The sequence below is a fragment of the Mammaliicoccus sp. N-M50 genome, assembly GCF_022386995.1.
In the GTDB taxonomy this organism is placed as follows: Bacteria; Bacillota; Bacilli; order Staphylococcales; family Staphylococcaceae; genus Mammaliicoccus; species Mammaliicoccus sciuri_A.
In genome coordinates this window covers 33,617-58,742 of the sequence record NZ_JAJNJA010000009.1, presented here as the reverse complement: position 1 = coordinate 58,742, position 25,126 = coordinate 33,617, and the positions used below count along the sequence as shown (strand labels likewise).

Genomic DNA, 25,126 nt, shown 5'->3' with positions numbered 1-25,126 from the left:
TAAACAATCAATTTAAACATTAAAACGCGTCTGGGATATGTAAATGTCCCAGGCGTTTCAGTTTGTTAAGCATAATAATGAATATGTAATAGTTTAGTTAGAAGTTTGGTTGATTTTTTCTAAATTTTCGTAAGTGATTTTTTTGCAAGTATCTAATGTTTCTTTGATTGCATCATAATTAATATTTTTTAAAATGATAGAACGTTCATCTAAAGGATCTCTCACTTTATTGAAGTATTTTAGTTCTTCGAGTGATTTTAATGCCCCTGTTAATTCTGACGAAGAAGGTTCAAACATGAGTCTGCGTAATTTACGGACGTAGACTTCCTCTTCATTGATTTCGTTAAGATAGAATAGTGTGATTAAATCCATGCGTTTTAAGTGCGTTTCATCAAAAATTCTATTAAAGATGTCTTTTTTTAGTAGTTCATAATGAATAATGTTTTCCATGTTATCCTCCTAATGTTTAATTTTTTAGTTGTTCTTATCTTTAAAAATGTAAAATTGCAATGTCTGAAACTTGTTGAATTTTTCAAAGAGTAAATAGTTTACTCCTAAATAATACCAAAAAATTAACTACTTACGCAATATAATAAGTAAAAAATCATATGTATTTTATTAAAATGAAAAGTTATAAAAATAATTGTATTATACAAATAAAATGATAATTATCTTGTGCGAAATAAAAAAGTTGTTTATTACAAATGTTTTCTTTTTGAACTATCTATAATCGTGGTAGAAGATAAATAAAATAAAAAGTGTAAGAACTTAATAGTTGACGGATGAAAATATCATTGTATGATAATAACGAGTATCAAAATTTATAAATTTAAAATAAAAAAATATATGGAGATGAATTTCATGATAAGAACAATGATGAACGGGAAGATTCATCGTGCTAGAGTTACGGAAGCTAATTTAAATTACGTAGGTAGTATTACAATAGATGCAGACATATTAGATGCAGTAGATATCTTGCCTAATGAGAAAGTAGCGATTGTGAATAATAACAATGGGGCAAGACTTGAAACATATGTAATTGAAGGTGAAAGAGGAAGCGGTAAAATTTGTCTTAATGGTGCTGCCGCAAGACTTGTACAAGTAGATGATGTGATTATTATTATGAACTATGTTCAAGTAACGGATGAAGAAGCGAGATCACATGCACCGAAAGTAGCAGTGATGAATGAGAAGAATGAAATTATTGAAATGATTCATGAAAAAGAAAGTCAAATAATTCTATAGAGGTGACCAGAGATGAGTATTCTAGCAACGATTTTTGTCGTGATTGTCGCAGTTGAACATTTGTACATTATGTATTTAGAAACAATCGCTACGACTTCTAAAAAAACGGCAGAAACATTTAATTTAAAGCAACAAGAGTTAAAAGATAAAAATATTCAAACACTTCTTAAAAACCAAGGTATTTATAATGGTTTACTGGCATTATCATTATTTTATGGTGCCTTTTTATCAAGTAGTCCTAAAGAATTTGTAGCAGTTCTGTTAATATTCATTATATTAGCGGCTATATATGGCAGTCTTACAAGCTCAAAGTCTATTATTTTAAAACAAGGTGGACCAGCAATTATTGCATTAATTCTACTATTAATATAGAAATAAGAAATCCCAAATGTGAACGTTTTGTTAACAGCTTTTCTACAATTTTTGAAAAGTGTAGACAAAGTATACACATTTGGGATTTTATCTCTTTTTAGGGAATATTACAGGTGTTAGTATAAGCGTTATGTTGTATACACTGTATGCATAAACTATATAGTAGATTTAAGGGAGGAAATATTTTTGGCGAACTTTTTATACAAATTGGGTTCTTCTATTGCTAAACATAAGTGGTTAACTATATTTATATGGGTCATCTTATTAGCTGGAATCGTAACGCCATTAACGATTAATAAACCCACATTTGACAACGATATTACAATGAGTGGTATTAAATCAATCGACACGAATGAAAAGATTGAGAAAGAATTTAATCAAGATAGTGAAAAGGCAAATATAAGAGTTGTCTTTAAAAGTGAAGATAAAAAAGGCATAACGGATCAAAAGGTTATGCAAGATATTCAAAAAGCTTTAAAAGATGTAAAAGATAAAGATGATGATATTAAAGAAGTGACAGATCCTTATAAGAATAAACAAATTAATAAAGAGCAAACAACTGCTTTTGCAGATATCAATTATAAAGTATCTCAAACTTCTATTAAATCGGATTCCGTTGATAAAGTTAAAGATGCTGTTAAATCTTTAGAAGATGATGACGATATTCAAACTGAATTAACAGGTAATGCTTTAACTGCGAATACTGAAATCGGTGGCGCTTCTGAAGCTATTGGTATCGTAATTGCTTTCGTTGTGTTACTTGTAACTTTCGGATCATTTATTGCAGCAGGCATGCCAATATTAAGTGCGGTTATCGGACTTGGTTCTAGTATTGGTACAATCGCTTTACTTACGTATTCATTTGATATTCCAAACGTTACGCTATCATTAGCAGTTATGATTGGATTAGCGTTAGGTATTGATTATGCTTTATTCATTTTATTTAGATATAGACAAATTATTAAGACTGAGAAAAATCATATTAAAGCAATTGGATTAGCATTAGGTACAGCCGGAAGTGCCGTTATCTTTGCAGGGGTTACGGTTGTCATTGCTGTCTGTGGTTTAGCATTAGTGGGTATCGATTTCTTAGCTACGATGGGATTTGCATCAGCGCTAAGTGTTATCTTTGCTGTACTCAGTGCCATTACATTACTACCAGCATTGATTAGTGTCTTCCACAAACAAATTCATCCGAAAAAACGTAAAATACATTCAAATGAAAGTCTGGATACACCATGGTCAAAATTTGTAGTAGGTAAACCATGGATAGCATTAATCATTGGATTTGTTATTTTAATCGCAGCAGCTTTACCAGTGACACATATGCGTTTAGGTATACCTGATAATGGTATGAAACCAAATGATTCTACAGAGAAGAAAGCATATGATATAATTTCTGACGATTTTGGAGAAGGCTTTAATGGTCCAATCGTCATGCTTGTGGATACTTCTGATAAAAAAGATAATCCTAAAGCATTACAAAAAGATTTACAAGATTTGATGAAAGATGTAGGCGATATTAAAAATGTTGAAACTGTCACACCGCCTCAATTGAACAAAGATCAAGACTATGCACTTGTGACTGTTCTTCCTGAAAAAGGTCCAAATGCAGAATCAACATATGATTTAGTTCATGATTTAAGAGATTATAATAAAGATGCTAAAGACAAATATGATTTAGATACAGAAATATCAGGTCAAAGTGTTATTAATATAGATATGTCTGAAAAACTTAACGATGCGATACCGTTATTTGCAGGGGTTATTATATTATTAGCCTTCATATTATTAATGGTTGTATTTAGATCAATTATTATTCCTTTAAAAGCAGTACTAGGATTTGTATTATCATTAGCAGCGACTTTAGGATTTACAACACTTATCATGCAAGATGGCTTTATGAGTAGCTTGTTTGGCGTAGATACAACAGGTCCATTATTAGCATTCTTACCTGTTATCACAATAGGGCTGTTATTTGGTTTAGCTATGGATTACGAAGTATTCCTTATGTCGCGTGTACATGAAGAGTATGTACGTACAATGAATAATACGAAGTCCATTAAAGTCGGTCTTAAAGAAAGTGGACCAGTTATTGTCGCAGCAGCACTCATTATGTTTAGTGTATTCATCAGCTTCGTATTCCAAGATGATGTGATGATTAAATCGATGGGTATAGCATTGGCATTCGGAGTATTATTCGATGCATTTATTGTAAGAATGACAATTATTCCAGCATTGACGAAACTATTTGGTAGAGCATCATGGTATATTCCAAATTGGTTAAATGCAATTTTACCTAAAATCGATATTGAAGGTCATGCATTAAGTGAGAATAATCACGTTGCAGAAGAAGCAGGTACAAACAATACACATGCGACAACAATAGAAGTAAGTTCAAAAACAAAAGCATTGTATGATAAGATAGATGATACAAATAAAGATGAAGTATTATATGAAGCATTGCGTCAACATAGTCGTAAGCAAGAACATAATACTCAAGAAGATATTAAAACGAGCACTGACAACCAAGAAATTATAGAAATATTGAATCAACAAACTAAAAATATCGAACAAGTAAACCAATTAGTAGAACGTTTGATAAATAAGAAATAATAGAATAAGGAAAAACGCCGGAACTGCAGAAGTCCCGGCGTTTTTTTGGGGGGAGAATTTTTTATAAAAGATGTGAGTTAAAGGTGGAGTAAACACACGAGATTGAAAAAGATGTGAGTTAAAGAGGTAATAAACTCACAAGATTGAAAAAGATGTGAGTTAAAGGTGGAGTAAACACACGAGATTGAAAAAGATGTGAGTTAAAGGTGGAGTAAACACACGAGATTGAAAAAGATGTGAGTTAAAGAGGTAATAAACTCACAAGATTGCGAAACATGTGAGTTAAAGGTGGAATAAACACACGAGATTGAAAAAGATGTGAGTTAAAGAGGTAATAAACTCACAAGATTGCGAAACATGTGAGTTAAAGGTGGAGTAAACACACGAGATCGCAAAAGATGTGAGTTAAAGACGGAGTAAACACACAAGATTGAAAAAGATGTGAGTTAAAGACGGAGTAAACACACGAGATTGAAAAACGTGTGAGTTAAAGAGGTAGTAAACTCACGAGATTGAAAAAGATGTGAGTTAAAGGCGGAGTAAACACACAAGATTGAAAAAGATGTGAGTTAAAGAGGTAATAAACTCACAAGATTGCGAAACATGTGAGTTAAAGGTTGAATAAACACACGAGATTGAAAAACATGTGAGTTAAAGGAGTAGTAAACTCACAAGATCGCAAAAGATGTGAGTTAAAGAGGTAATAAACTCACAAGATTGCGAAACATGTGAGTTAAAGGTGGAATAAACACACAAGATTGAAAAAGATGTGAGTTAAAGAGGTAATAAACTCACAAGATTGCGAAACATGTGAGTTAAAGGAGTAGTAAACTCACAAGATCGCAAAAGATGTGAGTTTATTCTATATAAATACATTATTTACCTACAATCCCCCACATTCTGTAACGCCATTTCACAAATATTCGTAAAAACTTTTAACCATTGAAATATTGTTTCAAAAATGAGATAATGTAAACGATTCCAATAAGGGTGTGTTGATATGTTAGGTTTTTCGGTATATTTAGGTGAAGCGTTTGATGAATTATATATTGAGACGATGCTCAATCATGGTTTCAAGTATGTGTTTACTTCTCTTCAAATTCCTGAAGAGGATTCGGAATTGTATTTTGATAGGTTAAAGGAATTGAAGCTACTTATTGGTGATAAAGCTGAAATTATAGCTGATGCGAGTCCGCATGCTTTTCAAAATCTTGGGCTTTCTTATAAGCAACCGGAAGTATTAAAAGGTTTAGGTATTGATTATATAAGGTTGGATATTTCGCTAGCGATTCCGGATATTATTTCTTTATTAAGTGAAGTTAAAATTGTCTGTAATGCGAGTACGGATGCGATAAGTTTATTGGATGAACTTAAAGATCAAGATATTGATATGTCTCGTATTATGGTTGCGCATAATTATTATCCTCGTCCTGAAACTGGACTAGATAAAGCTTACTTTATAAAGCAAAATACAAAATTAAAGACATCATTCCCGGATATTTCAATTATGGCTTTTGTACCAGGTACGGTATATAGAGGTCCGGTATATGAAGGCTTACCTACATTAGAAGATCATAGATATTGCCACCCATTAGTTGCTGCTCATGAATTAGCAGCTTTAGGAGTAGGTGATATTTGTATAGGGGATACAGGTATCGATACAACAACGATCGATCAATTCAACAACTTCTTTCATAAAGGAATCGTGTCACTTCAAGTGCAATCTGAAACAAAGCATTTAGAAAGTTATATTGGGAGAATTTTTCATAATAGAAAAGACAAAGCTAGAGATGTGATTAGAGCGGAAGAAGGACGGCAAATGTTTCAATCTGAAATATTGCCTGAGAACACGGTTGCAAGAACAAGGGGTGCGATCACTTTAGATAATAAAAAGTATGGTCGCTATATGAATGAATTACAAATCGTCAATAAAGATTTAAAACGTCATGAAGCTGTTAATGTTATTGGACATATATGCCAACATGATATACCATGCATAGATTTAATTGATGCAGGTACAGCTTTTCAGTTTGTTAAGGGGGAAGAATAAATGGATATTAGTCGTTTAACGACAGAATCAAGAAATGAGCACTCGTCTAAGTTAGACACATTAACACCTGAGCAATTTGTTGATGTTATGAATAACGAAGATCAAAAAGTGGCTCAGTTTATTAAAGAAGAAAATCATGCAATTGCTCAATTAATTAGGCAAGTTATTAAAGGATTAAACAATGGTGGAAGATTGATTTATATGGGCGCAGGTACAAGTGGTCGATTAGGTGTATTAGACGCAGCTGAATGTGTACCAACATTTGGTGTAACACCTGATGTTGTCGTTGGACTTATTGCTGGTGGTCCAAGTGCGATGACTGTAGCTGTTGAGGGTGCAGAAGATGATGAAAGTCTAGGCGAACAAGATTTAAGAGATTTAAATATTAATGAACATGATACGGTTATCGGGATAGCTGCTAGTGGTAGAACACCATATGTAATAGGTGGTTTAAGATACGCACAAAGTATAAATGTACCTACTGGCTGTGTGACATGCAATAAAGCATCTGAAGTTGGTAAACATGCAGATTATCCGGTCCAAGTAGATGTCGGCCCTGAAGTATTGACAGGTTCAACGAGATTGAAAGCAGGTACTGCTCAAAAATTAATTCTTAATATGATATCAACAGGGGCAATGGTTGGTATAGGAAAAGTATACGAGAATTTAATGATTGATGTTAAACCAACTAATAAAAAACTAAAGCAAAGAGCCGTAAACATGATTCAAGAAGTATTACAAACAACGGATGAAGATAGTGAGAAATTATTCAAACAAAGTGATGAGCAAGTGAAAGTAGCAATAGTAATGGGGATGCATGGAATTTCTAAAGAGGAAGCATTAGAAAGACTTAAACAAGCTAAAGGGTTTGTGAGAAATACGTAAATTAAGGGGTGTGTAGGCTATGACAAAAGAAAGAGAGATTGCACAAAATATTCTCAAAGAAGTCGGGGGAAGAGATAATTTAGACAAAGTGATACATTGTATGACGCGTGTCAGAATGAATATCGTTGATTACAGTAAGGTCGATGTCGAAGGTTTAAAGAATATCAAGGGCGTAATGGGTGTAGTAGAAGATGACATGCTTCAAGTTGTGATTGGACCAGGTACTGTTAATAAAGTAGCTAATGAAATGAGTTCAATTATAGGGGTTCCTTTAGGTGAAGATATAAAGCATAAAGCATCTAATAAAGAACAAGTTGAAAAAGAAGCGGATTTATTTAAGCAAAGTATTAATAAGAAGAATCAAACACCATTTAAAAAAGTATTAAGATCTATTGCTAATATATTTGTACCATTAATTCCAGCCTTTGTTGGTGCAGGTTTAATTGGTGGTATTTCTGCAGTACTATCTAATATGTTAACAGCAGGTACGATAGATGGTGCGACATGGGAACAGTTCGTATTAATATTCGATATCATTAAAAATGGTATTTTCGCATATCTCGTGATTTATGTGGGTATTAATGCGGCAAAAGAATTTGGCGCAACACCAGGTTTAGGAGGTGTTATTGGTGGTACAACCATGCTAACGGGTATGGATCCAGAAAGTCCACTTAAAAATATTTTTAATGGAGAACCATTAGCTGCCGGTCAAGGTGGTGTCATTGGTGTTATCATTGCAGTTTGGATTTTATCTTTAATTGAAAAAAGATTACACAAAGTCGTTCCGAGTGCGGTAGATATCATTGTTACGCCAACGATTACACTATTTATTATGGGGCTAGGAACAATATTCTTAATCATGCCAATTGCTGGCTTTATTTCAAATGGCTTATTAGGCGTAATAGATTGGGTTCTAAATATCGGTGGTGCATTTAGTGGATTTGTACTAGGTGCAACGTTCTTACCACTTGTCATGTTTGGCTTACATCAAGTATTAACACCAATTCATATTGAAATGATTAATCAATCTGGTGCAACTTACCTCTTACCAATTCTAGCTATGGCTGGCGCAGGTCAAGTAGGTGCAGCATTTGCATTATGGTTTAAATGTAGAAAAAATAAAAAGATTATCAACTTACTTAAAGGTGCATTACCAGTTGGTATTTTAGGCATTGGAGAACCGTTGATTTACGGTGTAACTCTTCCTTTAGGTAGACCATTTATCACAGCATGTATCGGTGGCGGTGTTGGTGGTGCAGTTATCGGGGGCATTGGTCATATCGGTGCGTCAGCAATTGGACCAAGTGGCGTTTCACTTATTCCACTTATTTCTGATAATATGTATTTAGGATATATCGCAGGATTGCTAGCGGCATATCTTGGCGGATTCATTGCCACATATTTATTTGGAACAAATAAAGAAATGACGGCACCACAAGAATTAGAAGAGGATTAAATTATATGGAACATCAACATTTACTCATATTTATAAAAGAACAAATGCCACGTTTAACAAAACATGAAAAACGTATTGCAGAATATTTTATTGAACATCCAGAAAAAACAATTAACTTGAGCGCTAAAGAACTAGGCAAATTAACGAATACAAGTGCGGCTTCTGTCATTAGATGTACCCATAAACTTGAATTTAAAGGGTTCACAGACTTGAAATTAGCAATTTCTAGATATTTACCGCAACATGAACAAAGTATTTATCAAGAAATTAAACAAGATGAAACAGTCGACTCAATTAGTAAGAAGCTCATCACAAGAGCTTCTCATACACTTGAAATGACCGAAAAGAATATTTCGAGTAAACATATTGAGCGGGTCGTTGATCAATTATACGATACAGATACGATTATCGTATTTGGTGTCGGTGCTTCAAGTTTGGTTGCTCAAGATTTGTATCAGAAGTTCACTAGAATAGGTAAACAAGTGATTCATTCTTTAGATACACACTTTTTAGCTACAGCCATTGCTTCACATAGTGATAGTTGTGTGCTCATCGGTATATCTAATTCAGGAGAGAATCATGAGACGGTATCTTTAGCCAAAGTAGCTCGAAAATATGGCGTAAAAATAGTTGGTTTAACACAGTCAGAACAGTCTACATTAGCAAAAAAATCTGATATATATTTAATTCATGATGCAAGTTCAGAAAAAAGTTTAAGATTAGCAGCGACAAGTTCTCTTATCTCTCAACTTATGACAATAGATATTCTTTTCTATAGTTATTTATCAAGAAATTATGATGAACACGTTGTAACGATGAGTAAAACAAGAGATGCAGTGGAATTGTATCTTGAATAGTATGGTTAAGAGCATGGACATTTGTCCATGCTCTTTCTATTAAGTATTATATTGAAAAAATAATAAAAAAATAGTACAATTTAACTAATAAACCTATTGCCAAAATATGTAATGTAATGATATTAATAATTTCAAAAAAGTTTAAATATCCTAAAGAAAAAGAAATGGCATAAGACAAATTATATAAATATTCTTCAACTCTATGAAACGAACATAACAGTCCTCTAAGCACTTATCATCACATTTCATATATTAAGAATTAAAGAAAGTTAGCGTGAAGTTATGAAACAAGTGGAAATTATAAGAATATTAGATGATACGTCATTTATTATTAATGCAGGAACAAATAAGGGTATTAAACCTGGTTATTATATTGATGTATTGAAAAGGGATAAGTCATATAATTATATTGCAAAAGTAGAAGAAGTTTATCCAGAGTTATCTTTATGTACAAGATACGGAGAACAAAGGTTATTTTATGGTGAAGTTGTAAGAATTAGATATCCAGATGCGTTTAATATAGAAACAAAAGTTATTAAATCAAAAACAAATAGAAAAAGACGTAAAAAGAGAGGATGAGATCGCCGAATCTCATCCTCTTTCCCGTTTAATATGTCATTAAAATTAAAAAACAAGTAACGTTGTAGATTTACAAGAATACTCTATCATATAATGTATAGATTTTCCAGAAATAAGTAGGAAATCTTTGTATAAATTTTAAAATTATTAAAATAAAATTTAAATTGTGTACAGAATCAGGTTCAATATGGAAATATGAGATAAATAAATGTATAATAAAGAAAAAAATAGAATGGACTGAGAACACGTGGCAAACCAATATGAGCGTTCTGCAAAGAAAAAGAAGTCAACAGCATTCAAAATAGTAACGACAATCGTCATTATTTTATTACTCGTATTTTTATTAGTGATCGCATTTTTTGTCTATAAATTCTTCGCATTAGGTAATTCAATACATAATCCATTAGACAGAGATAAATCAGAATTACGAAAGAAAGCAGTAGATACAAATGGTGATCCGATATCTATCGCATTATTCGGAATAGATTCAGATTCAACAAGAGCAGCAGCCGGTGGAGGAGAAAGATCAGACTCAATCTTATTATTATCTATCAATCCTGATAAGAAAAAGACTGTTATGGTAAGTGTACCTAGAGATACGAGAGCTCAAATCGTAGGTAGAGATTCTGTCGAGAAAATTAACCATGCATATGCATACGGTGGACCGAAGATGGCCATTAATTCTTTAGAGAAATTAATGAATGTACCAATTGACCATTATGCGACGATTAATATGGATGGTGTTAAAGAATTAGTTGACCAAGCAGGTGGCGTAACCGTTAAAAGTAATGCAACATTTACCGTTAAAGGTAATTCATATGTTAAAGGTCAAAAGTACAAGCTTGATGGAGACGAAGCTTTAGCATTTATTAGAAGTAGAAAAGAAGATGGTGCTGGTGGAGACTTTGGTAGACAAGAAAGACAACAACTTGTTATTCAAGCATTAGCAAATGAATTAGTAAGTATCGGTTCATTACCGAAAATCAACCAAATCTTTGATACATTAGGTGATAATGTTCAAACAGATTTAAAAATTTCACAAATCAATAGTTTAAGATCTAAATATAGTGACGCATTAGATAATGTTGATAGAAATCAATTAGAAGGCCAAGATACAATTCTAGATGATGGATTGTATTATTTCGTACCTAGCGATTCAAGCAAGAAAGAAGTCGTAGATAACTATCGTACTAATTTAGAATTAGATTAAATATAAAATCTTGGACATCAAACGATGCCCAAGATTTTTTATGGATTTTTATTAAGTTTGTTTGAATATGTGTTTCTCTATCCTCTATTCTGTACGATCAATAATTGAACAGCGTTCGTCTTTAAGAAATAAGTTTCATCAATTTTATTTGTATTATAATCTGCCATTTCTATATCGGGTGAACAATATCTATCTAATAATACTGTATTTAAGAAATCCAAATTACCATGAGTATGATCTAATTTTCTAATCGCTTTAAAGATATTTCCGTTGTCTTGGTCGAAAGTAATTTTCGTGACTCTGAATTTATCAAATGGAATGTCTCGATAAGATAAGATAATCCCGATATTATTTTGATAGTTGATATCATGGGGATGATACAGTTCATAGTTAAATAATAAATAGAATATTTTATTGTGAATTTCAAATTTAATATAGTTTGGCCCTTCATAAAATTCATGACCGTTAAAATGACTCAGAATAGATAATAAATAATTCGTCGGACTTTTACAGTGATATTTTAAATACAAAGATAATGGTTGTTCGATAGCTGAATATTTAGCAGAAGCTTCTTCCATTAACCAAAATCCTATACCAGATATGTAATTCGTAATACTCATTAAATGCTTTAACATAATGGCCGCATTAAAATAAAAGCTTTTACTAGTATACGTATCACCGTTTAATATATTCCATTCCATTGGGACAACATGTTTATTTTTTGATTTTAAATAAGCCATATTTTGAATGAGTTGTTTCGTATGTTGGTTTGTAATGTCTGCGATATCATAATTGTTTATTTCATCTAAGTTATACAAGTCGTTAAAGTTATAACTTAATGCAAAAGCATCAATGTCTTCATATTGCGAGAAATCAATCTCTAATTCTTCATATATATGCATAAATGGATTTGGCGCATTTATTCCAATTTGTATATCAGGTAACTTTATCTTTGTTTCTCTAATTTGCTTTTTAACATGATGAATATCGCTAAAATCTACATCAAAGAATATTTCTCCATTCTTGTTATAAAAATAATTGTAAATGGCATCTATTAATTCATGCCAGTTGTTTTTAAAGTTGTCGTCGTCATAATCAATATCATATATTTTTATGGCTGGTATGATTCTCGTATCTGAAAACATACTTAAACAAAATGCTAAATTTTGTTTATAATGATTTTGTTGTTCTGTATCAAAGAAAGTCTTCATAGAACAGTGAATAACAATGATTGGCATATCCGTCATTTTCTCTACATTTTCTAAAATTTCCCCAAGAAAAGGTGTATAGAAATCATGAACATCACCGACATGTAAATATGTCTTATGGTTTGCTGAGAGGGTCTTAAAAGGTACATCACTAAAGGCCATTCTTTTATATTCATGAACAAACGATTTATTATGCATCAATTTTTGTAATTTAGAAATCAATGAAGCTTTTTCTTCGTTAGAAATCACTGCATTTTCTTTATCTTTTTTATGACGTCTATATTGTAGTCGGTATTGATTAGGCGTTACATGAAACTGCTCTTTAAATTGTCTATTAAAGTTATGATAACTAGAAAAACCATGACTGTTTGCAATTTGCTCGGTTTTAAACTGCGTGAACAGTAATGCATATGTCGCTTGAAAAAGTCTTGTTTCTTTTAAATATTGAATGAATGTTGTCCCCATTTGTTTAGAGAATTCTCTAGATAAATGTTCAGGAGAAATATAAAAATGACTCGCGACACTATTAAGTGATAATCTTTCGTGATAATTTTGATCAATATATTGTTTTACTTTATAAATAAGGCTGCTGAGTTCTATTTCAATATGACCATAATTTTTAGTATCCACTTGAAAGCGTTCAAACATAATTTTATAAATCTCAACAACATAATTACTACATCTAATTTTAACGTTTGTTAAGTTTGCGAGAATAGCCCTAATATATAAATCTTTAATTTCATGTTTATATCTATCTAATTCATTAGTCTTCGAAGTACGGGGGATTCTAAAGACAAATGCCTCTTCTCCACTTAAATTTTCCATCATGGCATAACTAATATGAAGTATAGCGACCAACCCATTATTAATAATAGGTAAATAATTATCGTTATCTTGAAGATAAAATAAATCACCAACATTATACTCATAAGTCGTATGATTTAAAGTAAGTTCTGTATGACCTTCTAAAACGAAACATAAAGCGCCATATCCGAGTAATTTCGGATTAATGATACTTTCTTTATGTAGTGAAATCTTATAGTTGTACAAATAATCACCTCTCAATAAAGACAAATTATGGAATAAAACATCAAAATCTGTCATTATATTTATTTATTTAACAATATGATATCAAAAATCGTATGTAAATGTTACCTAATTTAATAAAATGGAGAAGATACTTTATAATAAATCAAATATGTTAATCGATTTAATCAAAATATGAATTTAAAACGCGTTAAAATAATAATTAATGAAATTTGTGTGTTGTGAACTATTAAAAATCGGGAAAAATTAAATTGGGAGGGCTTTACTTGATAGAAACATTCAACAAAACTATTCAACAAATGATCGACTATGAAAATAAAGTAACAACTTTAAAAAATGAAAAGAAATTATCACTCGTTGACTTCATTATTTTAGAAGAAATATACACTGCAAAAGAAATTACAATCAAAGAAATTCTAAGTGGAAAGCTTTTAGAATTAAAAACAAGACCTTCTAATATTGGTACAAACTTAGCAAAATTATATAGAAAAGGTTTAATCGATAAATATAGAAGTAATCTCGACGAAAGAAAAGTTTACTACTTTATGGATGCAGAACATAAAGAAAAATACGAAACACTCGTTAAAGATATATAAGAAAAAAGGCAAGGACAAAATTTATGTCCTTGCCTTTTCTGCTATTCTAGAATACTTATTTAATCAATTGACGTGTGCTGCGCTCGATATATTGTGCAGAATGGATTGATACGAGCTCACCTTTGTTTAAGTTAAATAAGTTAAGCTTCATAATTTTATTCATCGCATCTTCAACGATGTCGCTTGTTAAGTTTGCTTTTGGATTTTGAATTTGTAATGTAAATGTCTTATCTAATGATGTTTTGAATGTTAACTCCAATACTCTTTTCATATTTTCACCTCCTAAATATTTTTTAGATAGCATTAATTTTCTATCTGTATTGTTTTGACGATATACGCATCTTTAAATTTCTCGTCACTTAATGTTTCGATAATGCCTTTAAAAGTTTTAACTTGTTCTGGTGTAACGTTTAAATTAATTGCGTTAAATTTACGTTGAACAGTTTTTACTTTAGAAGCTTCATCTAAATACTGATGCAATAAAATGATGTTGATGTCTTTAACTGTTTCCATAATTAAAACCTCCTTTCACTTTATATATCGAAATAAGTATGTAAAAACGACAAAAAAATGTATAAATTACTTTCATGTTACTCAAATATATATTATTATTAATATGTACCTTAATTAGGAAGGATGGACCAAATTTATGCAACAAGTATCTCCAATTAAGAATAAAGATGACATTAGAGCGATGTATGAAGTATTGAAATCACATAGTGAACGAGACTATTTATTGTTTAGCTTAGCTATTCATACGGGTATGAAAGTAAACCAGTTACTTAATTTAACAGTCCAAGATTTATTTGATGAGGACAATGATATAAAGCAAGATTGGATCAATGATGAACAAGATTTAATTAAAGTTGTGATACCGTTACATTTGAGATCGAGTTTATCTACTTTTATTTATGAAGAAGGATTAAAAAGAGATGACTTTGTTTTTATGTCCATCAAAACAAAAAAACAATTATCAAGACAACAAGCTTATCGAATTATACATGTTGCAGCTGAAGAAGTAGGGTTGAAGAATATCGGGTTGTACTCATTAAGGAAGACTTTTGCATATCATGCCTTCAAATCAGGGGTATCAGTTTCGATTATTCAAAAATACCTTGGACATCAGTCTTTAATAGAAACATTAAAATTTATTGATGTCACAACTATAAAAAAAGAAACGACAATTGAACTTAATATATAGAGAAAGGGGTTAATGTATGGCTTTAATATGGCTGTTTTTAATGATTATCGTTGTGATGTCTATCGTGCTCATGACGATGAATACAAAGTTTAGCCGATTTGCTGGATGGCTAAGTTTAATTGCGCCAGTTCTAAGTTCCATATATTTCTTAAGTCAAATTAAGACGATATATGCTGGCCAAAGTATTACTTATTTCCAAGAGTGGATTCCACTTGTCGATGTTAATTTAGATTTACGTTTAGATGGTCTATCTTTAATTTTTGCACTACTTATTTCATTAATTGGTGCAGGTGTCTTCTTATATGCCATTTATTATCTTTCCCATGAAAAAGAGAATCTTCCAAGATTTTATACGTATTTGTTAATGTTTATGTTAGCAATGTTAGGTGTCGTACTTTCAAATAATACGATATTGTTATATACATTTTGGGAGTTAACAAGTATTTCTTCATTCTTGCTCATTTCATATTGGTATCAACGTAGAAAGAGTCAAGACGGTGCTTTGAAATCATTTTTAATTACAGTGTTTGGCGGTATGGCAATGTTAGTAGGATTGATTTTGCTATACAGCATTACGGGTACGAATACAATTACTGAACAAGTCGGTATGATTGATAAAATTTATGAATCACCATGGTTTGTACTTGCAGTCATTTTAATCTTACTCGGAGCATTCACGAAATCTGCACAATTTCCATTTCATATTTGGTTGCCAGATGCAATGGAAGCACCAACGCCTGTCAGTGCTTATTTACATTCAGCAACAATGGTTAAAGCAGGATTATATTTATTATTAAGATTTACACCAATTATCGGTCAAAGTACATGGGTCGTTTATACAGTTGTTACTATCGGTTTAGTGACGTTATTAGTCGGTTCATTCTTTGCAGTTAACAAGAAAGATTTAAAAGCAATGCTTGCCTATTCAACAATCAGTCAGCTCGGTATGATTATGACGATGATCGGTTTAGGGCTATTAGCATTAAATAGTAATTTTAAAGCTGATAATGAAATCTTTTTAGCGAGTTTATTTGCAGCATTATTCCATTTAATTAACCATGCGATTTTCAAAAGTGTTCTATTTATGGGTGTCGGTATTATCGACCATGAAACAGGAACAAGAGATGTTAAAAAGCTTGGTGGATTAAGAACAATCATGCCAATAACAGCAGTTGTCATGACAATCAGTGCACTATCTATGGCAGGTATTCCGTTATTTAATGGTTTCTTAAGTAAAGAAAAGTTCTTTACGAGTTTAGTAGAAACAGGTCATACAGAAATCTTTAATCAAACGATGTCTACCGTGATGATATTAGCTGGGTTTGTCGGCAGTATATTTACATTTGTATATTGTATTAAACTCATTAAAGAACCATTTTTCGGTAAGCTTAAAAAAGAACAATTACCGAAAGTACCACGTCATGATGGTGGCGGATTATTAATCTCACCAATGATTATCGTATTGTTTGTTCCAATCATTTTCTTTGTACCGAATGTATTAGGAGAATATTTAATTGGTCCAGCATTAAGAGATATATTCCACGATAGCGAGATTATGGCTCATTTACCACATATTAAAGCATGGCACGGATTTACAGTAGAATTATTCTTAACACTTGGTATATACATTATTGGGACACTTCTTATACTCGTGCCAAAATGGGATGTTATTTATAGTAAGATTTCTAAAAACTTAGAAATCAATACGCTATATACAAAAGGTATGGATGCATTAGATCGTATCAGTACGTTTTCAATTCAAGGTATTATGAATAATAAACTGAACCAATATTTACACATTATTTATGTAATCTTCTTTGTCATTATGGGATATGGTATTTATCAAGTTGGTATATATGATATTGCTTATTACCATATTACTGAAGCGACAACATTTGAAATCATTATATTAATTAATATTGTGATTACAGCAACAGCGTTAATGTTTATACGTGAGAGAATGACAATGACGATTTTAAATGGTGTCATCGGATATTCGATCGCGGTCGTATTCATATTTATGAAAGCACCTGATTTAGCTTTAACGCAACTTGTGATAGAAACGATTACGACAGTATTATTCTTATTAGTGTTCTATCATTTACCAAACGTTCAGAAAGATACACCAAACGTTATGAGTGAAATTGTGAAACTAACAATTGCTTTATTAATGGCAGTATTTGTTGTGGTCTTTGTCATTATGATGCAACAAGATAGTCTGTTCGACAAAATTTCATTCTACTATGATAATGCATACGAATTAGCAGGTGTTAAAAATATCGTTAACGGTATTCTCGGAGACTTTAGAGCGTTAGATACAATGCTTGAAGGAATCGTTATATTAATTGCAGGATTAGGTATATTTACATTAGTTAAATTTAAGATAAGAAAGGATGAGCCAAATGAAAGAAAATGATGTTGTATTAGAAACGATATCCAAAATTGCTATATTCATAATATTGACGTTTGGATTTTATATTTTTCTTGCTGGTCACGATAACCCAGGTGGTGGGTTTATTGGTGGACTCGTCTTTAGCTCAGCCTTTATCTTAATGTTTTTAGCTTTTGATGTGGAAACAGTCGTTCAATCAATGCCATTAGACTTTAGAGCAGTTACGATTATTGGATGTCTCATTTCAATTGGTACAGGTATTATTCCAATGTTCTTTGGACATCCGATGTTAACACATGAGGATGGCTATATGACATGGCCGTTGTTAGGTGAGATTCATTTATCAAGCGTTACACTTTTTGAGCTCGGCATACTACTTACTGTAGTAGGGGCAGTTGTAACAATCATGCTTGCGATAAGTGGTGATAACAGTTGAATTTAATACTAGTTATTATAATAGGCGTACTCACATTTGTAGGAACATATATGATTTTGTCTAAAAACTTAATTCGAATTGTTATTGGTACAGCAATTTATACACACGTAGCAAACTTAATGATTTTATCCATGAGCGAGTTTGGTGGAAAGAATGTTCCACTTATTAATGGAGAAGGAAAAGATTATGTCGATCCTTTACCTCAAGCATTGATCTTAACAGCTATCGTAATTGGTTTTGCTGTTACAGCATTTTTACTCGTACTTATATATAGAACATTTAAGTTGACGAAAGTAAATAGAATAGAGGCGTTACGCGGTGAGGATGAAGATGTAGATGAATAATTTAATATTAGTACCATTACTCGTACCTTTAATTACTGGATTAATATTGTTCTTCTTTAAAGAACGTTTAGCTTTAACAAGACGTATCGCGATAACGAGTTTATCAATTACAACAATCATTTCGGTATGGCTACTTATAGAAGTTAGTTTAAATAAAGTACTTGTTATTAACTTTGGAGATTGGCAACCGCCATATGGTATACAGTTTGTCGGAGATGAATTAGCACTTCTATTTACGTCTGTTTCTTGTTTTGTTGTAACAGTTATTATATATTTTGGTTTTGGTAAACGAGAAAGAGTAGCAAATAGATATTTCTTACCATCTTTTATACTATTTTTATTAACAGGTGTTAACGGAAGCTTCTTAACGGCAGATATCTTCAATTTATACGTTATGTTTGAAATTATGTTATTAGCATCATTTGTATTATTAACACTGGGACAATCTATTGAACAATTAAGAGCGAGTGTTATTTATGTTGTTATTAACGTTGTCAGTTCTTGGTTCTTCTTAATGGGTGTAGCATATTTATATGGAACGCTAGGTACTTTGAACTTTGGACATATCGCAATGCGCATAACTGAAAGTAATCAACCAACGACCGTTACTTTAGTAGCAGTTATTATGATTTTCGTCTTTGGTGGTAAAGCAGCCTTAGTTATGTTTATGTGGTTGCCGAAAGCATATGCAGCTTTAAACACTGAGTTAGCAGCATTGTTTGCCAGCCTTATGACTAAAGTCGGTGTCTATGCATTGATAAGAGTTATGGTGTTGATGTTCGATGAAAAGCCAGAAGTTACACATTTCCTATTATATATTATGGCTATCATCACAATGATCATCGGTAGTATCGGTGTATTAGGATTTAAAGATATTAAAAAGATTGCAGCTTACCAAGTTATTTTATCAATAGGATTTGCTGTCCTCGGTTTAAGTGCGAATAATAGCGATGGTATTACAGGGGCAATATTCTATGTCAGTCACGATATGATCATTAAAACATTATTATTCTTAATCATCGGTACTTTCGTATTATTATCAGGCACGAGATATTATGATCAATTTGGTGGATTAATTAAATATTATCCGAGTCTAGGGATTATATTCTTTATCACGATATTATCAATCGGTGGTGTACCACCCTTTAGTGGATTTCCTGGGAAATTATTAATTATTAAAGGTGCTTTAGATAATGGTTATACAATAGGTGTCATCGTGATGGTGATTACAAGTGTTATCGCAATGTACAGTTTACTAAGAATATTCTTAGTGATGTACTTTGGTAGAAACGATATTCCTAAAGTTGAAAGGGTACCACTTTCTAAACATAAATTATATGCGATGATCATATTAACAGTAGCTACTATCGCATTAGGTATAGCATCACAATATGTATTGAACATTTCAGAATTGGCAGCACAATTTAACATACATGAACAGTCATATATTAAAGAAATTATTCCAAACGTAGAAGTGGAGGCGAAGTAATAATGGCACAGTTGTTATTAAATATTTTAATCGCCTTCTTATGGACGTTATTCCAAGATGAAGATAAATTTCATTTATCAACCTTTGTAGGTGGATATCTCATTGGTATTGTTATTGTTTATTTAATGCATAGATTCTTTGGACATGTCTTCTACTTGAAAAAGGTTTGGGTAATCTTCAAGTTTATATGTGTTTATAACTATCAACTTGTGACTTCAAGTATGACAACAATCAATTATATTTTATTTAAAACAAACAAAGTTAATCCAGGTCTTGTAACTTATGAAACAACATTAAAACAAGATTGGGCGATTACATTGTTAACATTGCTTATTATGCTTACACCAGGTTCCGTCGTGCTTAGACTTTCACCTGATGGTAGAAGATTCTTTATACATGCAATTGATATATCAGATAAAGAAAAAGAAATTTTAACGAAGCAAATTAAGAAATATGAAAAACTAATCTGGGAGGTGCTTAAATAATGTCATTTATCATATTAGCAATTATCAAAACAGCGCTTGTTATATATGGTATTTCCATTGTTGTCGTACTTCTCAGAACGATCATAGGTCCAACTACTGCGGATAGAGTCATTGCTTTTGATGCAATCGGTGCGATTTTAGTTTCCGTAGTAGGGGTATTAAGCATTATTTATGATACATTCAGTTATTTAGAAGCGAGTTTGATTATCGCAATACTTTCTTTCTTGAGTACAGTAGGTATTTCGCGTTTCATAGAAGGGGGTCGTGTCTTTGAATCTAAGCGAGATCGTTAGTTTAATTGCCGCTTTATCAATATTGTTAGGTTCAATAGCAGCGCTCATCAGTGCGATAGGAATTGTACGTTTTAGAGATACATTTCTTCGAAGTCATGCCGCTACTAAAAGTTCTACATTATCTGTGTTGCTTACTTTGACAGGTGTGTTTATATATTTCTTAGTGACACAAGAATACTTTAGTGTCCGAACATTATTAACAATACTGTTCTTATATTTAACATCTCCAGTAGCAGGACATATGATTATTAGAGCAGCTTATAATTCAGGGTCATATATGTATATGAAAGAATTTACTAAAAAAGGTACTTCGTTAAACTTTAGATATGATCGTAAAGAAACAAAGAAAGATAGAAGAAGAAGAGCCGAAAAAAGACAAATGATGAACGAAGCATTTTCTAAAAATGATAAAGAAACATTTAGTAAATATAAACAAGTCATGAAAAAAGATGATCCAACATTAAAATAATAGAATTTATTTGAGAAGTGTATGTTATGGGATGTCGTTAGGGACAGAATTCCGAGAAATGTCTCTAAGAGGTGTCGTTAGGGACAGAATTCCGAGAAATGTCCGTAAGAGGTGCTGTTAGGGACAGAATTCGAAATAATGATAGTTACAGCGTTCTAATTACCAGAATTCGGAATAATGATAGTTACAGCGTTCTAATTACCACAATTCAGAAAAATGGAAGTTAAATACACAAAAAAGAGGCCGAGATTTCATCATCTCGGCCTCTTTTTTCATTATTTCATACTATTATGAATAGCTTCTGCATTGTGTTCCATCATATTGTAATATGAGTTACCTTTAGAATCTTTTTTACCAATTGAATCTGTAAATACTTCATCTTTAATGTTGAGGTTTGTTTCTTCTGCTAATGTTTGCATACTTTTCTTATCAACACTTGTTTCGACGACTAATGATTTTAGGTCATGGTCTTTCACAAATTTAATGGCTTGCTTCATTTGATCTGGTGTACCTTGTTTTTCTGTATTAATCTCCCAAATATATCCTGGTGTTATATGATAGCTTTTCGCAAAGTATTTAAATGCACCTTCACTTGTTATAAAAGCACGTTTATCTTCAGGAATATCATTGAATGCTGTCATCATTTTATGATGTAGTTTATCTAATTTATTCGTGTATTTTTCAGCATTATCTTTAAATTGTTTGCTGTGATCTTTATCAATATCACTTAAGTGCTTTTCAATTGTATTGACGTATTTTATACCATTTTCAATACTTAACCAAGCGTGTGGATCGATTTTATTTTTATCGCCTTCTCCACCTTTTAAATAGATAGGTGTAACGTCTTCAGTTGCTTGAATAACATTTTTGTCTGAGACTTTTTTACCTGCTTGTTCTAATGCTTTTTCAAACCAACCATTTCCACTTTCAAGGTTAAAACCATTATATATAATAACATCTGCATCTGTTAATGCTTTGACGTCTTTAGGTTTAATTTCATATTCGTGAGGGTCTTGTCCGATAGGGACGATGCTTGTAACTTTTGCATCAGACTTTGTTACTTCTTTAGTCATGTCCGCTAATATTGAATTTGTTGTTACTATTTTTAAATGTTTGTCTTCATTAGATGATGTTGCATTACAAGCACATAGTAAAACAATGATAGCGAGTAATGGCATAAATAATTTCTTCATGTTTAACCTCCTAAGCAAATTTTAATTTCATTTTATGTATGGTGAATGTAATCATGTACACTAAGCAGCAGACTAATACGATACACGCGCCACTTGGTAAGTTATAAAGGTAACTAATATACATGCCACAGGCCGCACATATTGCACTGATAACACTTGCGACAATCATCATTGATTTTAATGATTTTGTAATTAAAAATGCGGCTGAACTCGGTGTAATAAGAAGTGCAACGACAAGTATAATGCCCACTGTTTGTAAACTAGCAACTGTAACGAGTGCTAATAGCATCATGACAAAATAATGAATGACTTTTACATTTAAACCGCTCATTCTAGCTGCAATAGGGTCAAACGTTGATAAATGCAAGGGTTTGTAAAATAATATGACACAAGCGATAACGATTAGACTAACTATACTCGTTGTATAAAATGCACTTGAAGTTACTGCTAATATGTTCCCAAATAAAATATGATATAAATCAGTAGAGGAGTTAATTTGACTTATGATAATAATTCCAAGGGAAAAGAATGCAGTAAAGATAATACCGATAGCTGCGTCATTTTTAGTTTTTGAGTGTTGGGCAATGTAACCAATCAGAAAGCTCGTTAACATACCGGTAACAAGCGCACCTATAAACATCGGGATGTTCAATACGTAACTTATAGCAACACCAGGCAGTACAGCGTGGCTCATAGCATCACCCATTAAAGACAAACCTCTTAATATAATGAGGCTACCTACAATGCCACAAACAACACCAACTACAATAGCAGTAATCAGCGCTCGACTTAAGAAATTATATTGTATAAGGGATGAGATAAATTCATTAATCATGGTGTAACGCCTTCCTTTAGAAATACTTCTTTAATATTGTGTTCTGTTAAAGCTTCAGATGCTGTGCCAAAAAATTTAATAGTTCGATTGAGGAGGATGATTCTATCGAAATATAATTTGGCTTTTTGAATATCATGATGAACAATAATGATGAGTTTTCCTTCTGACTTTAATCTTCTAAGCATGTTTATCATGATTTCTTCACTTTTAAAATCAATACCGACAAATGGTTCATCGAGACATAATAAATCACTGTCTTTCATTAAAGATTTTGCTAAAAGAACACGTTGTAATTGACCACCACTTAATTGATTTAATGTCTTGTCTTTTAATTCAGTTAGTTGTAACTCTGACATTAATTGATCCCTTTTTTGATACGCTTCTTTTTTTAATGGCCTAAACCAACCTGATGTAGCATAATAGCCTGTTAATAAACTATCTTGAACAGTGATAGGGAAATCTAAATCTAATTGATTTCTTTGAGGAATATACGTTAATTGTTTCAACTGTTGGTTTATCGGTTTATCATGCCAATAAACTTCTCCTGATGCCTTAAATTCACCCAAAATCGATTTAATAAATGAAGATTTTCCTGCACCATTCGGTCCCATAATGCCAATTAATTCACCTGTAGATTCAATGGTTAAATTAATATCATGCAATATGTGCTGTTGACCTAAATATAGATTCAAATTTTTTACCTGCAACATGTTATCACCTTTTCTAAAAATAATTTTAGGCTAACCTAAACTATAATTCGATTATATTAGAAAATTATCTAAAGTCAAGAGATAGCCTGTAAAAATAAATCGTGGTACAATAAATATATGATAATAAAAGTGAGGTCAGAGTAGATGTTGACTGAAGAACAAGAAGACTACTTAAAAGCGATTTTTGGATTAAATGGCACAACAGATTACGTATCCAATAAGAATTTAGCGCAAGATTTAAATATTAAACCTTCATCAGTTAGTGAAATGATGTTACGTTTGAAAAAGGATGACTACGTAGATATTCGTCCTTATAAAGGTGTGAAATTAACTCAGAAGGGGTTAGATCATACAACTAATATTATTAAAAGACATAGACTCATAGAGCGATTCTTAATAGAAGAACTTGAATATACTTGGGATGAAGTTCACGAAGAGGCAGAAATATTAGAACATCGTGTATCTGACCGTTTTATAGATAAGATAGATAAGTTAATGGGTTACCCAACAACTTGTCCGCATGGTGGTATTATTCCAAGAGAGAATCAAATAGAGGAAATTTATAACACATCATTAAATGAGTTTGAAATTGGAGATGACGTTGAAATTAAACGTGTAATGGATTACGTGAATCTCTTAGATTATTTAAGTAATCAAGAATTGCATATTGGCGATGTAGTAACAATTAGCAATAAAGATAGCTTAAACCAGCTCATAGAACTTAAACTAAAAGATAAAACAATTATGATAAGTGAAACAAATGCATCATATTTGTTTGGTATAAAAACAGCTTAATAAATAAAAACCAGCAGAAATTCAAGCGAATGAATTTCTGCTGGTTTTTTGTTAATGGATTAAAATAACGCACGAAGACTACGAGATATCGTGCGCTAAGGTACAAAATCAGGGTGTAACGCACGAAGACTACGAGATATCGTGCGCTAAGGTAAAAAATCAGGGTGTAACGCACGAAGACTATAAGATATCGTGCGCTAAGGTACAAAATCAGGGTGTAACGCACGAAGACTACGAGATATCGTGCGCTAAGGTAAAAAATCAGGGTGTAACGCACGAAGACTATGAGATATCGTGCGATAAGGTACAAAATCAGGGTGTAACGCACGAAGACTTCAAGATATCGTGCGCTAAAGTATAAAG

At 31.9% G+C, this 25,126-nt stretch carries 26 protein-coding genes; 19 read left to right on the top strand and 7 right to left on the bottom strand.

Going from position 1 to position 25,126, the window contains the following annotated elements; translation table 11 throughout:
- Nucleotides 1-93 precede the first annotated feature (93 nt).
- On the bottom strand, nt 94-450 hold the full coding sequence (locus LQ622_RS12870) for a transcriptional regulator, SarA/Rot family (protein ID WP_103362065.1): 357 nt from the start codon (nt 448-450) through the stop codon (nt 94-96).
- Nucleotides 451-861: 411 nt separating this feature from the next.
- On the opposite strand from LQ622_RS12870, the gene panD reads away from it, so the two are divergent.
- The 9 genes from panD to LQ622_RS12825 all read left to right on the top strand — a co-directional run bounded on the left by panD (nt 862) and on the right by LQ622_RS12825 (nt 11,270).
- Nucleotides 862-1,245 (top strand): aspartate 1-decarboxylase, encoded by a 384-nt coding sequence (gene panD / locus LQ622_RS12865; RefSeq protein ID WP_025905023.1) that lies wholly within the window; start codon nt 862-864, stop codon nt 1,243-1,245.
- A 12-nt stretch (nt 1,246-1,257) separates the two neighbouring features.
- Nucleotides 1,258-1,617, top strand: a complete 360-nt coding sequence (locus tag LQ622_RS12860; RefSeq protein WP_025905022.1) for a DUF1304 domain-containing protein — start codon at nt 1,258-1,260, stop codon at nt 1,615-1,617.
- A 186-nt stretch (nt 1,618-1,803) separates the two neighbouring features.
- Nucleotides 1,804-4,233 carry an MMPL family transporter gene (locus tag LQ622_RS12855; protein ID WP_239763312.1) on the top strand — a complete coding sequence of 810 codons (2,430 nt, stop codon included), beginning with the start codon at nt 1,804-1,806 and terminating at the stop codon, nt 4,231-4,233.
- Between the two features lie 1,000 nt (nt 4,234-5,233).
- Entirely contained in the window at nt 5,234-6,283 is a 1,050-nt protein-coding gene (locus tag LQ622_RS12850) for a MupG family TIM beta-alpha barrel fold protein (RefSeq protein WP_239775339.1), read from the top strand.
- Nucleotides 6,284-7,168 carry an N-acetylmuramic acid 6-phosphate etherase gene (gene murQ / locus LQ622_RS12845; RefSeq protein WP_037589842.1) on the top strand — a complete coding sequence of 295 codons (885 nt, stop codon included), beginning with the start codon at nt 6,284-6,286 and terminating at the stop codon, nt 7,166-7,168.
- A gap of 19 nt (nt 7,169-7,187) precedes the next feature.
- A complete protein-coding gene (locus LQ622_RS12840) occupies nt 7,188-8,624 on the top strand; it encodes a PTS transporter subunit EIIC (protein ID WP_196308100.1) in 1,437 nt (478 codons plus the stop codon).
- A gap of 5 nt (nt 8,625-8,629) precedes the next feature.
- Nucleotides 8,630-9,481 (top strand): MurR/RpiR family transcriptional regulator, encoded by an 852-nt coding sequence (locus LQ622_RS12835; protein WP_196308101.1) that lies wholly within the window; start codon nt 8,630-8,632, stop codon nt 9,479-9,481.
- Between the two features lie 282 nt (nt 9,482-9,763).
- Complete coding sequence (locus LQ622_RS12830) at nt 9,764-10,060, top strand: hypothetical protein (protein ID WP_159316352.1); 297 nt, start codon at nt 9,764-9,766, stop codon at nt 10,058-10,060.
- A 247-nt stretch (nt 10,061-10,307) separates the two neighbouring features.
- Complete coding sequence (locus tag LQ622_RS12825; protein WP_037589837.1) at nt 10,308-11,270, top strand: LCP family protein; 963 nt, start codon at nt 10,308-10,310, stop codon at nt 11,268-11,270.
- A 77-nt stretch (nt 11,271-11,347) separates the two neighbouring features.
- Here LQ622_RS12825 and LQ622_RS12820 read toward each other — a convergent pair whose 3' ends face one another.
- Nucleotides 11,348-13,528 (bottom strand): AraC family transcriptional regulator, encoded by a 2,181-nt coding sequence (locus LQ622_RS12820; RefSeq protein WP_239775336.1) that lies wholly within the window; start codon nt 13,526-13,528, stop codon nt 11,348-11,350.
- A 263-nt stretch (nt 13,529-13,791) separates the two neighbouring features.
- On the opposite strand from LQ622_RS12820, the gene LQ622_RS12815 reads away from it, so the two are divergent.
- Nucleotides 13,792-14,121 (top strand): MarR family transcriptional regulator, encoded by a 330-nt coding sequence (locus LQ622_RS12815; protein ID WP_025906024.1) that lies wholly within the window; start codon nt 13,792-13,794, stop codon nt 14,119-14,121.
- 55 nt (nt 14,122-14,176) lie between these two features.
- Here the strand turns inward: LQ622_RS12815 and LQ622_RS12810 are convergent, their stop codons facing one another.
- Both LQ622_RS12810 and LQ622_RS12805 read right to left on the bottom strand, forming a co-directional pair.
- A complete protein-coding gene (locus LQ622_RS12810; RefSeq protein WP_037589835.1) occupies nt 14,177-14,392 on the bottom strand; it encodes a DUF2922 domain-containing protein in 216 nt (71 codons plus the stop codon).
- A gap of 32 nt (nt 14,393-14,424) precedes the next feature.
- The gene (locus LQ622_RS12805) at nt 14,425-14,634 is read right to left on the bottom strand and encodes a DUF1659 domain-containing protein (RefSeq protein ID WP_025906021.1); all 210 of its coding nucleotides are present in this window, start codon (nt 14,632-14,634) and stop codon (nt 14,425-14,427) included.
- Between the two features lie 136 nt (nt 14,635-14,770).
- On the opposite strand from LQ622_RS12805, the gene LQ622_RS12800 reads away from it, so the two are divergent.
- From LQ622_RS12800 to LQ622_RS12765, 8 genes are read left to right on the top strand one after another with little or no spacing between them, the layout of a single operon-like run.
- Nucleotides 14,771-15,322, top strand: coding sequence for a tyrosine-type recombinase/integrase (locus tag LQ622_RS12800; RefSeq protein ID WP_048540039.1), 552 nt, complete (start codon nt 14,771-14,773; stop codon nt 15,320-15,322).
- 16 nt (nt 15,323-15,338) lie between these two features.
- Entirely contained in the window at nt 15,339-17,738 is a 2,400-nt protein-coding gene (locus tag LQ622_RS12795; RefSeq protein ID WP_126477894.1) for a DUF4040 family protein, read from the top strand.
- Nucleotides 17,725-18,150 carry a monovalent cation/H+ antiporter subunit B gene (locus LQ622_RS12790; RefSeq protein ID WP_025906014.1) on the top strand — a complete coding sequence of 142 codons (426 nt, stop codon included), beginning with the start codon at nt 17,725-17,727 and terminating at the stop codon, nt 18,148-18,150. Before LQ622_RS12795 ends, LQ622_RS12790 begins: the two co-directional genes overlap by 14 nt.
- The gene (locus LQ622_RS12785) at nt 18,147-18,494 is read left to right on the top strand and encodes a Na(+)/H(+) antiporter subunit C (protein WP_025906012.1); all 348 of its coding nucleotides are present in this window, start codon (nt 18,147-18,149) and stop codon (nt 18,492-18,494) included. Before LQ622_RS12790 ends, LQ622_RS12785 begins: the two co-directional genes overlap by 4 nt.
- Nucleotides 18,487-19,983: a Na+/H+ antiporter subunit D gene (locus LQ622_RS12780; protein ID WP_159316348.1), complete on the top strand. Its 1,497-nt coding sequence runs from the start codon at nt 18,487-18,489 to the stop codon at nt 19,981-19,983. Before LQ622_RS12785 ends, LQ622_RS12780 begins: the two co-directional genes overlap by 8 nt.
- Before the next feature lie 2 nt (nt 19,984-19,985).
- On the top strand, nt 19,986-20,468 hold the full coding sequence (locus LQ622_RS12775; RefSeq protein WP_025906008.1) for a Na+/H+ antiporter subunit E: 483 nt from the start codon (nt 19,986-19,988) through the stop codon (nt 20,466-20,468).
- Nucleotides 20,468-20,761 (top strand): monovalent cation/H+ antiporter complex subunit F, encoded by a 294-nt coding sequence (locus tag LQ622_RS12770; RefSeq protein ID WP_049320936.1) that lies wholly within the window; start codon nt 20,468-20,470, stop codon nt 20,759-20,761. The genes LQ622_RS12775 and LQ622_RS12770 overlap by 1 nt, the downstream gene beginning before the upstream one ends.
- Nucleotides 20,739-21,230, top strand: coding sequence for a Na+/H+ antiporter subunit G (locus LQ622_RS12765; protein WP_025906003.1), 492 nt, complete (start codon nt 20,739-20,741; stop codon nt 21,228-21,230). Before LQ622_RS12770 ends, LQ622_RS12765 begins: the two co-directional genes overlap by 23 nt.
- A 275-nt stretch (nt 21,231-21,505) precedes the next feature.
- On the opposite strand, the gene mntC is transcribed toward LQ622_RS12765, so the two are convergent.
- The 3 genes from mntC to LQ622_RS12750 are packed head-to-tail and all read right to left on the bottom strand — an operon-like array spanning nt 21,506 to nt 23,968.
- Entirely contained in the window at nt 21,506-22,423 is a 918-nt protein-coding gene (mntC, locus tag LQ622_RS12760; protein WP_159316347.1) for a manganese ABC transporter substrate-binding lipoprotein MntC, read from the bottom strand.
- Between the two features lie 10 nt (nt 22,424-22,433).
- Nucleotides 22,434-23,258 carry a metal ABC transporter permease gene (locus LQ622_RS12755; RefSeq protein WP_159316346.1) on the bottom strand — a complete coding sequence of 275 codons (825 nt, stop codon included), beginning with the start codon at nt 23,256-23,258 and terminating at the stop codon, nt 22,434-22,436.
- Nucleotides 23,255-23,968, bottom strand: coding sequence for a metal ABC transporter ATP-binding protein (locus LQ622_RS12750; protein ID WP_025905997.1), 714 nt, complete (start codon nt 23,966-23,968; stop codon nt 23,255-23,257). The genes LQ622_RS12755 and LQ622_RS12750 overlap by 4 nt, the downstream gene beginning before the upstream one ends.
- A gap of 144 nt (nt 23,969-24,112) precedes the next feature.
- Between LQ622_RS12750 and LQ622_RS12745 the strand changes: the two genes are divergently transcribed.
- A complete protein-coding gene (locus LQ622_RS12745) occupies nt 24,113-24,763 on the top strand; it encodes a metal-dependent transcriptional regulator (RefSeq protein WP_025905995.1) in 651 nt (216 codons plus the stop codon).
- Nucleotides 24,764-25,126: the final 363 nt, after the last annotated feature.